This is a genomic window from Limnohabitans sp. 2KL-1 (genome assembly GCF_003063435.1).
In the GTDB taxonomy this organism is placed as follows: domain Bacteria; phylum Pseudomonadota; class Gammaproteobacteria; order Burkholderiales; family Burkholderiaceae_C; genus Limnohabitans_A.
On record NZ_NESL01000003.1, the window covers coordinates 470,667 to 483,286 of the forward strand.

The following is a 12,620-nucleotide window of genomic DNA, read 5'->3' on the forward strand; positions in this document are numbered from 1 at the left end:
AAATCACTGCCCCTTGAGCAGGATCTTGACGTCAGCGGCCAACGCCTCCGCTCCGCTGGCATGGCGGTTGTACAAGCGAATGCGCCCTTGCGGGTCAAAGGTGAAGCTGCCCGCCGAGTGGTCCATGGTGTAGCTGGTGGGGGTTTTGCCTTCGACCTTTTTGTAATAGATCTTGAAGTCCTTGGTCACTTTGGGCAGCTGCTCCAGCGTGGGGCGCAAGGCCACAAAATCCGGCCCGAAATTGGCCATGTAGGCCTTGAGCAACTCCGGTGTGTCGCGCTCAGGATCCACTGTGATGAAGATGCCCTGCAGCTTGGCACCATCGGCCCCCAGCAATTGTTTGGCCTGCGCCATTTCCTGCAAAGCGGTGGGGCAGACGTCGGGGCATTGGGTGAAGCCAAAAAACACCACCACGGCTTTGCCCGCGAAGTCTTTGAGGGTGCGCACCTGGCCGTCCTGGTCGCTCAGCGCCCAGCCCTGCGCGTAGTCAGCACCCGTGATGTCCACCGCGCGGAACGCCGGTTTGTCCTGACCGCAAGCCATCAGGCCACCGACCATGGCAGCCAGACCCAAAGCCAAGGCGGCGCGTGAAAAAACTCTGCGTTGCAACATGCTGGGGTCTCAAAAAATGTAATGGTCGATCAACAAAGCGGCAAACAAGGCGCTCAGGTGAATCAGCGAAAAACGGAAGGTCTTGCGAGCCAGCTCGTCCGAATATTCGCGGTACAAAGCCACCGCATAGCCGATGAAGCCGATGCTCAGCACCACCGCCGCGGCCAGGTACAACCAAGAGCTCATGCCGTACACAAAGGGCATCAGGCAGGACGCCATCAGCACGATGGTGTACAGCAGGATCTGCAGGCGCGTGAATTCGTTGCCGTGTGTCACCGGCAGCATGGGCAGGCCCGACTTGCGGTAGTCCTCCACCCGGTACAGCGCCAGCGCCCAGAAGTGCGGCGGTGTCCACAGGAAGATGATCAGGAACAGGATCAGCGCCTCAGGCCCGACCTGGCCCGTCATGGCGGCCCACCCCAGCACAGGCGGCATGGCCCCGCTGGCGCCGCCGATCACGATGTTTTGCGGTGTGAGCGGTTTCAGGATCACCGTGTAGATGATGGCGTAGCCCACAAAGGTGGCAAAGGTGAGCCACATGGTCAGCGGGTTGACCAGCGCGTACAGCACCGCCGAGCCCACCGCGCAGAGCAGGGCCGAGAACAGCAAGGCCTGCCGGTCACTCAATTCGCCTTTGGCGGTGGGTCGCCAGGCGGTGCGCTTCATTTTGGCGTCGATGGTTTTTTCGACCAGACAGTTGAAGGCCGCTGCCGCACCCGCCACCAACCAGATGCCGATGCAGGCCCACAGTCCCAACTTCAACTCGGCCAGGCTGGGCACGCCGGGAACGGCCAGCACCATGCCGATCAGGGCACAAAAGACGATCAGCTGAACCACGCGGGGCTTGGTCAGCGCGTAATACTGTTGCCAGGCAGACAAGGGCAAATGGGCGGTGGCGGCGGTCATTCGGCAGACTTTGAAAGGGAGGAAATACGCAGGGCATTATCGGCCCGACTGATGGAGAGCACCCAAGTCAGCGTGACGACCATCGCCGCAGCGCCCCCGGTGTGCAGCACAGCGGCCAACAAGGGCCAGTCAAACACCACATTGCTCAAACCTGTGAAGAACTGCAGGGCCGACAGGCCGAGCAAGAGTCGGCCTGCCGTCTGCAAATTCGTTTGCTGACGCAAGCGCCAGCCACACCACAGCAACACCGCCAACACCAGCCAGGCCGCCGAGCGGTGCACAAAATGGATGGTCGACAGGGCTATAAATGGCAGGACCTGGCCATTCGGCGTGAGACCCAGTTCACGCCAGAGGCTGAAGCCCTGCCAGTTCATGTCAGGCACCCACTGGCCGTTGCAGGTCGGAAAGTCAGGACAGGCCAGCACCGCATAGTTGGTGCTGACCCAGCCGCCCAAAGTGATTTGCAGCCACAGCAAGCCAAAGCCCCACCACAAACCACTGCGCAAGGCCAACGGGATGGGCCGGGATGCAGCCCCTTCGTAACGCACTGCCTGCGCCATCAGCAAAGCCAACAAGCCGATGCCGAACATCAGGTGCAAGGTCACGATGGCGGGAAACAGCTTCATGGTCACCGTCAGCGCCCCGAATGCCCCTTGCAAGCACACCCAGACCAGTGTGAAAGTGGGCCACCAGGGGCTGAGCACGCGGCTGTGACGACGCTGCCACCAGGTCATGGCAGCCAGGCTCATGATCAACACCCCCACGCCTGTGGCGAGGTAGCGGTGCACCATCTCGATCCAGGCCTTGCCGTGCGTCACGGGCCCGGTGGGCATGGCGGTCTGCGCCGCCGTGATTTCGGTTTTGGCCCCGAGGGGTGTGGCACTGCCATAGCAGCCCGGCCAATCGGGGCATCCCAGACCGGAATCGGTCAAGCGCGTGAAAGCGCCAAACAGCACCAAATCGAAGGTCAGGAACAAGGTGATCAGGGTCAAGGCCTTCAAACGGCTGGCGGGCGTGGCACTGCGCTGCCGCCAAAACCACCAGGCCAGGGGCAAGGCTGCCACGGCCAGGCCCACGGCCATCAACTGGAAAACAGGTGCCAGGTTGTACAGGTCCACTTCGGTCATGTGTCAGCGCCCCGCTTGGTCCCAGGACGATGAGGCCTTGAGCAGCCGCTCCAGATCGCGTTTGGCTTTGGACGCGCTGGGCACATCCATGTTGGCGGGGAAACGCATCATGAAGTTGCCCATCGGGTCAACCACGTACAAATGGTCTTGCAGTTGCTGGCCTGGGGCCGGGCTGATCCAGCTTTGCACCTTGGCGGCATCGAGGCGCAGCACGTGTGCCATGTTCAGGGCCGGCAGCAAGCTCTCGGACACCGGGGCATCGTCGGTGATCAACCAGACGCGATCGAGACGGTCCTTGTCACGGCCCAAAATTTCGCGCAGCTGGCGCTGGAAGTACAGGTTTTGCTGGCAACGCTCGGCGCACGCACCCGAGCCCACATTCACCAGCAGCCACTGGCCTTTCAGGCTGGCCAGGGGCACCGCCTCGCCCTGCAAATTTTGTGCTGAAGCCTTGGGCATGTCTTTTTGGGGCTGGATCAGTTCACCATAGTTGCGGCGTCCTTCCGGGCGCACCACGTAGTAGGTGAAGTACGAAGCAATGACCGGCGAAGCGCAGATCAGCAGCATGGCGATCATCTTCCAGCGGCCCATGCGCGTGCGCTGTGCATCGGCCTGCACGACATCTCCCGGGCGGGGCATCTCGTGCACGGTCATGGCCAGGGGACTGTCAGGCAGGTCGTTTTTGGCGGCGGGGTTGGACAATTTGGAACCAGACATAAAGTAGAGCGATCAGGCCACTCAGGCCAAACCATTGAAAAGCGTATCCGTGGTGCTTTTCAACACCACTGGCGACCACAGGCCACTCGCGCAGCAAGCCTTCAGACGCTGCACCCGATTGCAACAAGGTGACTTCGAGCAAAGGCAGCGCCGTTTCGCGCCGAAATGCTTGCAGGTCGAGATTTTGCCGTATCGGGCCTTGCTCAGTCCCGCCAAAGTCATAGAGCCTTGATGGCCATGGGGCCAAATGCCCTGGCACTTCGACTTGCCCGGCCGGGGTCTCGATGGGGGGCAATGCGGTGCGGTCGGTGAAGGCGCGCTGCGCCCAGCCGCGCTGCACCAGCATCACCGCGCCGGTGCCCTCGATTTGCAGCGGGGTCAGCACAAAGAAGCCGGGCTTGCCATTCATTTGCCGGTTCTCCAGGTACACCGTGTGCTGGGGAAGCCAATGCCCTGTCAGCACCATGCGCCTGTGGATCAGCGCCGCACGCGAGGCTTCGTCGCTTGATGCAGGCCGCAAGCTACGGCCGTCCAGTGCGGCCATCGCAGATTGCTGCGTTCTGGCGTCTTGCAAGGCTGTTTTCTCGGCCGCCCGACCCAGCTGCCACAAACCGAGGGAAAAGGTCACGGCCACGCCGAGCACCGCCATGCCAAGCACCAGCCATCTTTGCCAGCTCGGGGTTTTCTCAGTCATTGGATAATGTGTCCATGAAAATTCTGGTTGCCATCGCCTTCGTTGCCATTTTGTTGAGTCTGGGTGCGGCCCTGATGTACATGATGCGAGGCAGCGCGCCACCTGCCGAAGGTCAGGCGCCCAAAAAAGGCAACATGGCCACCGCACTGGCTTTTCGGGTGGGCTTTTCGATTGTCCTCTTCATTTGCGTGCTGGTGTCCTGGAAGATGGGTTGGATTCAGCCGACGGGTATTCCGCCAGGCGCTTGACAGCTCGAACCTTCCAAGGCCACAGGCGTGATGCCCTGTGCGACCTACATGGGCCCTTGCAGCCCGCAACAAAAAAGCGCCCAAAGGCGCTTTTTTGTTGAGCCATCGGCCAATCACATCCAGTACACCAGGATGTACAAGCCCAGCCAGACCACGTCCACAAAGTGCCAGTACCAGGCCGCACCTTCAAAACCGAAATGGCGGTCTTTGGTGAAGTGGCCTTTTTGCAGGCGTAAAGTGATGAACAAGAGCATCAACATGCCCACCAGAACGTGGAAACCGTGGAAGCCGGTCAACATGTAGAAAGTCGAGCCGTAGATGCCGGACGACAACTTCAGGTTCAAATCACTCCAAGCGTGGGCGTATTCATAACCCTGAACAAACAGGAACGTTACGCCCAAAAGTACTGTCATCCACATGAACTTGATGGTCTTGCTGCGATCACCCACCTGGAGGGCGTGGTGTGCAATGGTCAGGGTCACGCCCGATGTCAACAGCAAAGCGGTGTTGATCGTGGGCAACCAGAAAGGGCCCATGGTCTGGAAAGGCTCGATGATGCCGGCAGGCGATGTCGTGGCACCGGCGACCAAGCTGGGCCAGGCGGCTTTGAAGTCAGGCCACAACAAGGCATTTTCGAGACTGCCCAGTGCTGGCACCGAATGCGAGCGAGCCCACCACAAGGCGGTGAAAAAGGCTCCAAAGAACATGACCTCGGAGAAGATGAACCAGGTCATGCTCCAACGGTAAGAAAGATCGATCTTGCGGCCGTACATGCCGCCCTCGCTTTCAGCCACGGCCTCGGAAAACCATTGGTACAAAACGATCAACCACCAAGCCATGCCGAAAAACAGGCAATACATGCCCCAATCCGCACCGTTGATCCACTGACCTGCACCCAGAATCAGGAAAAACAAGCCGATCGCCGCCATGACAGGATGGCGCGACTCGTGGGGGACGTAGTAATAAGGCGTGGTGCCGTGTGCTGCTGAACTCATGGGGACTCCTGCTCTCTCTTCTTTCGAAATCTAATTTGACGGATTACAGACCAGTTGGCTGGACCACAACCCAATTGACCAGGGCGATCAGCCCCAGAACAAACAACAATGCCGCGCCGATGGCCACACCAATGATGTGGAACGGGTTGAGCTTTTCAATGTCTTGCTGGTACTCGGAATTCTTGCGAAGACCGACAAAGGACCACAGCACGGCCTGGATGGTGCGCAACCAAGAAGCTTTGCGTTGTGCAGGCGGCTTGGGCGTGTTCATGAACCCGATCCTGTTTTGACCGGCAACGCTTGCACGGCAGCGGCCAAAGGCGCTGTCGGTGCGGCGGGTGTCTTGCCGCCCACTTCAAAGAAGGTGTAAGACAGCGTGATGGTGGTCACATCTTTGGACAACTTGGGATCGATCACAAAGGCCACGGGCCAAGACTTCTTTTCACCGGGCTCCAGGGTGTACTGGTTGAAACAGAAACACTCGAGCTTGTTGAAATGGTTGGCCGCCTGTCGTGGTGCGTAGCTGGGAATGGCTTGGGCTGCCATGCGGCGATTTTGCACATTCTGAAACTCGTACATCACGGTGCTCAGTTCACCGGGGTGAACCTGCATGGATCGCTTTTCAGGCTTGAACTGCCAAGGACCGCGCACGTTGGCATCGAATTCGACGGTGATGGTGCGCGTGGTGTCCACCTGGCTGTTGCGCAAGACCTCGGCCGCTTTACCCGCCTTGGCATTGCCAGGGATCTGGGTTTCGGAAATCGACAGGATGTTGATGCCCGTGATTTCGCAAATGGCCTTGTACATGGGCACCAACGCGTAACCAAAGCAGAACATGCCGGCGGTCACCACCGCCAGCTTGCCCACCATCTTCAGATTTTCACCGCGCAGGTTCATCTGGGGTCTTTCAGGTGTTCAGCAACAGCAACTTGGCTACAAAACCCAACAGCACCGCCAGTGCGACCGAGGCCAGAATCAGGCCCAGGCGCACGTTGCTTTTTCTTTGCTCGGGTGTCATGGCCATGTCGATCAACCGATCACGCGGGTCGCGGTGGCGTCCAGCTTGGGTGGATTTTCAAAGGTGTGGAAAGGTGCTGGCGAAGGCACTTCCCACTCCAGACCTTCAGCGGCTTCCCAAGGCTTCTGGGGCGCTTTTTCACCTTGGCCGCGCATGGTCGGCAGGACCACGAACAGGAAGAAATACACCTGGGCAAAACCGAAGAAGAAGGCGCCCACCGAAGCGATCATGTTGAAGTCGGTGAACTGCATGGGATAGTCGGCGTAGCGACGTGGCATGCCAGCCAGACCCAGGAAGTGCATCGGGAAGAAAGTGACGTTGAAGGAAATCAGCGACCACCAGAAGTGGATCTTGCCGCGTGTTTCGTTGTACATCACACCGGTCCACTTGGGCACCCAGTAGTAGAAACCGGCAAACAAAGCGAACAAGGAACCGGCCACCAACACATAGTGGAAGTGAGCCACCACGTAATAAGTGTCTTGCAACTGGATGTCGATCGGGGCCATGGCCAGGATCAGGCCGGTGAAGCCACCCATGGTGAACACGAAGATGAAGCCCACAGCAAACAGCATGGGGGTTTCAAACGTCATGGAGCCGCGCCACATGGTGGCGATCCAGTTGAAAATCTTCACAGCAGTAGGCACCGCGATCAACATCGTGGCGTACATGAAGAACAACTGACCGGTCACAGGCATGCCGGTGGTGAACATGTGGTGCGCCCACACAATGAAAGACAGGATGGCGATCGAAGACGTCGCGTACACCATGGAGGCGTAGCCGAATAGTTTCTTGCGGGCGAAAGCAGGCACGATCTGGCTGATGATGCCGAAGGCCGGCAAGATCATGATGTACACCTCGGGGTGACCGAAGAACCAGAAGATGTGCTGGTACATGACAGGGTCACCACCGCCAGCGGGGTTGAAGAAGCTGGTGCCAAAGTGGCGGTCCGTCAGCGTCATGGTGATCGCGCCAGCCAACACGGGCATCACGGCGATCAGCAGGTAAGCGGTGATGAGCCAAGTCCAGGCGAACATGGGCATCTTCATCAAGGTCATGCCGGGGGCGCGCATGTTCAGGATGGTCACGATGATGTTGATCGAGCCCATGATGGAAGAAGCACCCAGGATGTGCATGGCAAAAATACCAGCGTCCATCGAGGGACCCATTTGCAGGGTCAAGGGTGCATAGAGCGTCCAGCCCGCAGCGGGTGCGCCGCCAGGCATGAAGAACGATCCCACCAACATCAATGCGGCAGGAATCATCAGCCAGAAGCTGAAGTTGTTCATGCGGGCAAAGGCCATGTCAGAGGCGCCAATTTGCAAAGGCAGCATCCAGTTCGCGAAGCCCACAAACGCAGGCATGATCGCGCCGAACACCATGATGATGCCGTGCATGGTGGTGAACTGGTTGAACAACTCGGGGTTGACCACCTGCAAACCGGGCTGGAACAGCTCGGCACGGATACCCAGCGCCAAAATGCCACCGATCATGAGCATGGTGAAGCTGAACAACAGGTACAAGGTACCGATGTCTTTGTGGTTGGTGGCATACACCCAGCGACGCCAGCCCGCAGGCGCGTGACCGTGATCGTCATGGGCGTGATCGTGATGGTCTAGAACGGCACTCATCTTGATTTCCTTTGATTTGAATACGGTACGGCTTATTTGCGAGCGGCCAGGACTTCAGCCGGTTGCACGATTTGACCGGTCTTGTTGGACCAGTTGTTCTTGGTGTAAGTGATCACAGCAGCAATTTCGGTGTCCGACAACTGCTTCCATGCAGGCATGGCACCATTGTTTTGACCGTTGAGCAAAACAGCGATTTGTTTGGACTTGTCCGCATCCAGAACTACGGCAGAACCGTCAACAGGCTTGATCGCGCCTGCGCCCTTGCCGTTGGCTTGGTGGCAAGCAGCGCAATTGGCGGCATACACTTTTTCGCCGCGCTTGGACAAGTCGTCCAACGTCCACACCTTGGCTGGATCGTCGGCTTTGGCCGCTTGCTTTTTCTTCTCGGTGTCAACCCAGGCAGCGTAGTCGGCAGCAGACAACACTTTTACATGGATGGGCATGTATGCATGTTCCTTACCGCAGAGTTCCTGGCACTGGCCGTAGAAATCACCGGTCTTCTCGGCACGGAACCAGGTGTCGCGTACGAAACCGGGAATGGCGTCTTGTTTGATGCCGAAAGCAGGCACAGCAAACGCATGGATCACGTCGTTGGCGGTCGTGATGACGCGTACTTTCTGGCCCACAGGCACCACCAGAGGGTTATCCACTTTCAGCAGGTAGTTGTCACCTTCTGGCTTGCCCGCATCAGACATGGCACGCTGGGTGGAATCCAGGGTCGAGATGTAGCTCAGGCCTTCGCCCTCGCCCTTGATGTAGTCATAGCCCCATTTCCACTGGTAGCCCGTGACCTTCACGGTCAAATCGGCGTTGGTGGTGTCTTTTTGGGCCACCAGCACCTTGGTGGCGGGCAGCGCCATCAGGATCACGATCAGGAAAGGCACAGCGGTCCAGACGACCTCCACGGTGATGGATTCGGTGAAGGTCGCAGGTTTGTGACCCACCGACTTGCGGTGCTTCCAGATGGAATAGAACATGACCGCAAAGACGGCAATGAAAATCACCGTGCAAATGATCAGCATGAACCAGTGCAGCCAGTGCTGCTCTTCCGCGATTTTGGTCGCTGCAGGAGCGAAGTTGAGCTGGTTGACCGCAGGGCCGCCCGGCAAATCATTGACGGCATGGGCTGCCGTAGCCACCCAAGCGCCTGCAAAAATGCCCGCGCGGGATAGCAGCGAAGCCAATTGGTTGGAAATATTCTTCATGGTTCTCACTAACTTCCAAGACTCTGTTGAACTCACACCTTTGGCAAACCAGGCTCAGCCCTGTCTGCCGCCAGACATCACGCGGAACGCAATGCCCTTCTGATTTCTCGCGCCAAAACCTGACGCAGCTCGGGACGCACAAAGCGACCCACCTCGATCGAGCGACCCTGGCCTGACAACTCGATCAGGCTGCGGTCACCGGATTTGGGCTCAACCCTCACCCATTGACGCGCAAACTCTGCACGTTCACGGCGTCCGGCAGACTCTTTCTCCACCACCAGGCTGGTGCCCTGCAATGAAATCCATTCACCATCGGTCGCGTGCCGGGCATAGGCCAAAAAAGCCAAACCCACCAGAGCGATTTCAAGCCCGGCGAAAGCCAGAACCAAAGTGGCCCCCTGCATCCAGAAAAACAGCCCAATGCCCAACGACAAGACACACAAAGACAGGTAAAGCCACCCCAACTGGGCAGGCGTTACCGAGCAATTGCGACGAAGCTGCCATTGAATGGCCGGCCCGGACTCTTGTGCAAACTGGTAAGTTGGATTTGACACGCGTCAACTTTCAATAACCTAACATGCTGCAAGGCACGTATTCTGGCTAAAACCGGGCGGATTTTACCCGAGTTAACTGGGGGTTTTGATTCAACTCAAACTTTGTCGGATATCGCGTTGCTGCTGCGCAGCATTTGGCGCATCTGGTCCAGTCCGATTTCCGTCTGCGCACTCAGTTTGGCACGTGGCTGAGGTTTCATCGCATGACCGTACACGATCTCGAAACTGAGCGACAAACGCCCCCCTTCTTCGGGGCGTGCCAGTGTCATCAATGCCTGATCGAGCTGTTCCCGCCAACGACGCCCCCGCAAACCTGAAAAACGCTGAATGTGCAGGTTGCGGCCCCAGCCACGCAAATCAGCCAGCATGCGATCTGGCGATTCGTAAGTCAGGTTGATGCGCTCCATGTCCATCACCGGTTCAGCAAAACCGGCCTCTACCAACATATCCCCCCAATCGTGCATGTCGGTGAATTCATGGGCAGGCTCGGGCCAGCCTTGGCAGGCATAGGCCTCGCGCAATTCCCGCAAGCTGTCGGGCCCCAAACACGAAAACATCAGAAAACCATCCACAGCCAGGGTGTCGTGCCAGATTTTCAGAATTTGTTGAGGTTGTGCGCAGGTGTGCAGCAGCATGTTGGCCCACAGCATCTGGGCCTGACCTGGGGGCGGCAAGCCCACCTCAATGCGGGGACCGAACCAGCGCCCGGCCTGCCACCAACGCCCGCGAGCGGCCGCTCGCACCGCCAATGCCTCAGCAGGCTGCGCACTGGTGAACCAGACTTCGGCTTTCGGGTAACGCTTTTGCAAAGCCCGCTGCGCCTGAACACCACCGCGCAAAGGCTCCCAATGCACCCAGCGGGCAGGCTTCAGCTTGATGAAATCCAGCCGCTCCTGCATGCGGGAAGCCACTTCTTCGTGCAACCAGGGCGAAGGCATGCCCACCGGATGCGCCGACCAGCGGGCAGCGGCAGCAGGGTCAAGCGAGGGGGGGCGTTCAGATACAGACATGGGCAAGGCAAAAAGATAACCACCCGCTTCAGCCGAACGACAGGTTCGCCTTGTGGTCAGGGGGGTGGCGGCAGTATATTGATTTCATGTGGCCCAAATGGTTCCAAGGGATAGGCTCAAGGCTCTGGTCGCCGCACCCCGACCGGGTTTGGGCGTGGCTGCCCAGCCGCTGTGCGGTGTGCCAAAGCTGGCCGCATTCACCGCTGTGTGACACCTGCATCAGCCGCTTTGCCCAGCCGCAACACCGCTGCCCAACTTGCGCCCTGCCCTTACCCCACCCCGCCCGACGCTGTGGCGCTTGCCTGAAAACACCCCCACCACTGGACCTGTGCGTGACGGCCACCGCCTACGCCTGGCCTTGGGTGGGCCTGATCGCCCGCTACAAATTCCAGCAGCAGCCCGGATGGGCCGGGCCTTTGGCCACCCTGATGGCAAGCGCCCCTTGGGCTGAAGACACGCTAGACGCAGCCGACTGGGTGCTGCCGATTCCGCTGTCGGCCCAGCGCCTGGCCGAGCGTGGCTACAACCAATCTTGGCTGTTGGCACGCCGGCTCAGCCCGAGCAAAGCCGACGCGCATTTGTTGCTGCGCACCCGCGACACGCCTTCACAGCGCACCTTGCCCCGGACCGAGCGGCTGGCCAATCTGGTGGGCGCATTCGCGGTGGAGCCTTTGCGGGCCGCACAGCTGCGCGGCAAAAAGGTGGTGCTGGTGGACGATGTGATGACCAGCGGAGCCTCCCTGCACACCGCAGCCCGGGTGCTGCGCGAGGCGGGTGCTGCGCAGGTCAGCGCACTGGTACTGGCACGCACCGAAGCAGGCAGTGACGCCTGAATGCCCACCGGAGCCATGCGTCTGGGCACCCTGTTCGCCAAGGCACAATACCGGCCATGTTCCATATCGTCCTGGTTGAGCCCGAAATCCCGCCGAACACCGGCAACGTCATCCGCTTGGCGGCCAACACCGGCTGCACACTGCACCTGATCGAGCCCCTGGGTTTTTCGATGGACGACAAGCACATGCGCCGGGCGGGTCTGGACTACCACGAGTACGCCGACTTGCGCCGCCACGCCGACTGGGCCAGTTTTCTGGCACACGAACAACCCGACACCGAGCGCATGTTTGCCCTGACCACACGCGGCAGCCGCGCTGCGCACGGCGTGGCTTTTGCACCCGGCGACTGGCTGGTGTTTGGCTCGGAAACCCGGGGCCTGTCGCCCGAGTTGCGTGAACAGTTCGCCCCAGCCCAGCGCATCAAACTGCCCATGCGCGAGGGCCAGCGCAGCCTGAACCTGTCGAACGCGGTGGCGGTGACCGTGTTCGAAGCCTGGCGGCAAAACGGCTTTGCCGGAGCCAGCCCGCAGACGGGCCTGCCCCCTCAGGCGTAAATGCGGACCAGCGACTCAGCCGCACATACCGGTTTGTCGCTGCCTTCGCGCTCCACCGTCACATTCCACTGCAGCTGCAAGCCGTTGCCGTCAATGGGCGTGGCCGAGTGCAAATGCAGGTGCGCGCGCAAACGGCTGCCCACCGGCACCGGCGCCATGAAACGCACCTTGTTCAGGCCATAGTTGACCCCCATGCGGGCCGACGAAACCACAATGGTTTTGTCAAAGAACTGCGACAACAAGGACAAGGTCAGGAAGCCATGCGCAATGGGCGCGCCAAACGGACCCTGCTTGGCCCGCTCCACATCGACGTGGATCCATTGGTGATCGCCTGTGGCTTCGGCGAACTGGTTGACCTGTTGCTGGGTGATGGTCACCCACTCGGTCGCGGCCACATCCTGGCCCACGCAAGCGGCCAGATCGGCCAATGTTTGAAATGTTTTCATTCGGTTACTTTATTCACCTTGCAAAAGCCGGGCTGTCGACGAAGAGACACCACTTTGCGGTATGGTGAAAAAC

At 59.5% G+C, this 12,620-nt stretch carries 17 protein-coding genes; 3 read left to right on the forward strand and 14 right to left on the reverse strand.

Going from position 1 to position 12,620, the window contains the following annotated elements:
* Positions 1-3 precede the first annotated feature (3 nt).
* Genes B9Z47_RS10365 through B9Z47_RS10385 form a run of 5 tightly spaced genes read right to left on the reverse strand, consistent with a single transcriptional unit; the run spans position 4 to position 4,056 of the window.
* The gene (locus B9Z47_RS10365) at positions 4-612 is read right to left on the reverse strand and encodes an SCO family protein (RefSeq protein WP_108331138.1); all 609 of its coding nucleotides are present in this window, start codon (positions 610-612) and stop codon (positions 4-6) included.
* A gap of 9 nt (positions 613-621) precedes the next feature.
* On the reverse strand, positions 622-1,518 hold the full coding sequence (gene cyoE / locus B9Z47_RS10370; protein ID WP_108331139.1) for a heme o synthase: 897 nt from the start codon (positions 1,516-1,518) through the stop codon (positions 622-624).
* Positions 1,515-2,645 (reverse strand): heme A synthase, encoded by a 1,131-nt coding sequence (locus tag B9Z47_RS10375; RefSeq protein WP_108331140.1) that lies wholly within the window; start codon positions 2,643-2,645, stop codon positions 1,515-1,517. The genes cyoE and B9Z47_RS10375 overlap by 4 nt, the downstream gene beginning before the upstream one ends.
* Before the next feature lie 3 nt (positions 2,646-2,648).
* The gene (locus B9Z47_RS10380) at positions 2,649-3,362 is read right to left on the reverse strand and encodes a hypothetical protein (RefSeq protein ID WP_108331141.1); all 714 of its coding nucleotides are present in this window, start codon (positions 3,360-3,362) and stop codon (positions 2,649-2,651) included.
* Entirely contained in the window at positions 3,313-4,056 is a 744-nt protein-coding gene (locus B9Z47_RS10385) for an SURF1 family protein (protein ID WP_108331142.1), read from the reverse strand. Before B9Z47_RS10385 ends, B9Z47_RS10380 begins: the two co-directional genes overlap by 50 nt.
* A gap of 14 nt (positions 4,057-4,070) precedes the next feature.
* Between B9Z47_RS10385 and B9Z47_RS10390 the strand changes: the two genes are divergently transcribed.
* On the forward strand, positions 4,071-4,304 hold the full coding sequence (locus B9Z47_RS10390; RefSeq protein ID WP_199226350.1) for a twin transmembrane helix small protein: 234 nt from the start codon (positions 4,071-4,073) through the stop codon (positions 4,302-4,304).
* 113 nt (positions 4,305-4,417) lie between these two features.
* Here B9Z47_RS10390 and B9Z47_RS10395 read toward each other — a convergent pair whose 3' ends face one another.
* From B9Z47_RS10395 to B9Z47_RS10425, 8 genes are all read right to left on the reverse strand, one after another.
* A complete protein-coding gene (locus tag B9Z47_RS10395) occupies positions 4,418-5,299 on the reverse strand; it encodes a cytochrome c oxidase subunit 3 (RefSeq protein WP_108331144.1) in 882 nt (293 codons plus the stop codon).
* 43 nt (positions 5,300-5,342) lie between these two features.
* A complete protein-coding gene (locus B9Z47_RS10400; protein ID WP_108331145.1) occupies positions 5,343-5,570 on the reverse strand; it encodes a DUF2970 domain-containing protein in 228 nt (75 codons plus the stop codon).
* Positions 5,567-6,196: a cytochrome c oxidase assembly protein gene (locus B9Z47_RS10405; protein WP_108331146.1), complete on the reverse strand. Its 630-nt coding sequence runs from the start codon at positions 6,194-6,196 to the stop codon at positions 5,567-5,569. Before B9Z47_RS10405 ends, B9Z47_RS10400 begins: the two co-directional genes overlap by 4 nt.
* 10 nt (positions 6,197-6,206) lie before the next feature.
* Complete coding sequence (locus B9Z47_RS18940) at positions 6,207-6,323, reverse strand: cytochrome oxidase small assembly protein (RefSeq protein WP_369912069.1); 117 nt, start codon at positions 6,321-6,323, stop codon at positions 6,207-6,209.
* A 5-nt stretch (positions 6,324-6,328) separates the two neighbouring features.
* The gene (gene ctaD / locus B9Z47_RS10410) at positions 6,329-7,945 is read right to left on the reverse strand and encodes a cytochrome c oxidase subunit I (protein ID WP_108331147.1); all 1,617 of its coding nucleotides are present in this window, start codon (positions 7,943-7,945) and stop codon (positions 6,329-6,331) included.
* Between the two features lie 32 nt (positions 7,946-7,977).
* Positions 7,978-9,150, reverse strand: coding sequence for a cytochrome c oxidase subunit II (gene coxB / locus B9Z47_RS10415; protein WP_108331148.1), 1,173 nt, complete (start codon positions 9,148-9,150; stop codon positions 7,978-7,980).
* Positions 9,151-9,227: 77 nt separating this feature from the next.
* Positions 9,228-9,704, reverse strand: a complete 477-nt coding sequence (locus B9Z47_RS10420) for a DUF2244 domain-containing protein (RefSeq protein ID WP_108331149.1) — start codon at positions 9,702-9,704, stop codon at positions 9,228-9,230.
* Between the two features lie 95 nt (positions 9,705-9,799).
* Complete coding sequence (locus B9Z47_RS10425; RefSeq protein ID WP_108331150.1) at positions 9,800-10,714, reverse strand: biotin synthase; 915 nt, start codon at positions 10,712-10,714, stop codon at positions 9,800-9,802.
* A gap of 86 nt (positions 10,715-10,800) precedes the next feature.
* On the opposite strand from B9Z47_RS10425, the gene B9Z47_RS10430 reads away from it, so the two are divergent.
* Both B9Z47_RS10430 and trmL read left to right on the forward strand, forming a co-directional pair.
* Positions 10,801-11,547: a ComF family protein gene (locus B9Z47_RS10430; protein WP_108331151.1), complete on the forward strand. Its 747-nt coding sequence runs from the start codon at positions 10,801-10,803 to the stop codon at positions 11,545-11,547.
* A 56-nt stretch (positions 11,548-11,603) separates the two neighbouring features.
* Positions 11,604-12,101, forward strand: coding sequence for a tRNA (uridine(34)/cytosine(34)/5-carboxymethylaminomethyluridine(34)-2'-O)-methyltransferase TrmL (gene trmL / locus B9Z47_RS10435; protein ID WP_108331152.1), 498 nt, complete (start codon positions 11,604-11,606; stop codon positions 12,099-12,101).
* Here trmL and B9Z47_RS10440 read toward each other — a convergent pair.
* Positions 12,092-12,547: a MaoC family dehydratase gene (locus B9Z47_RS10440; protein ID WP_108331153.1), complete on the reverse strand. Its 456-nt coding sequence runs from the start codon at positions 12,545-12,547 to the stop codon at positions 12,092-12,094. The two genes, trmL and B9Z47_RS10440, sit on opposite strands and share 10 nt — an antisense overlap.
* Positions 12,548-12,620 lie beyond the last annotated feature (73 nt).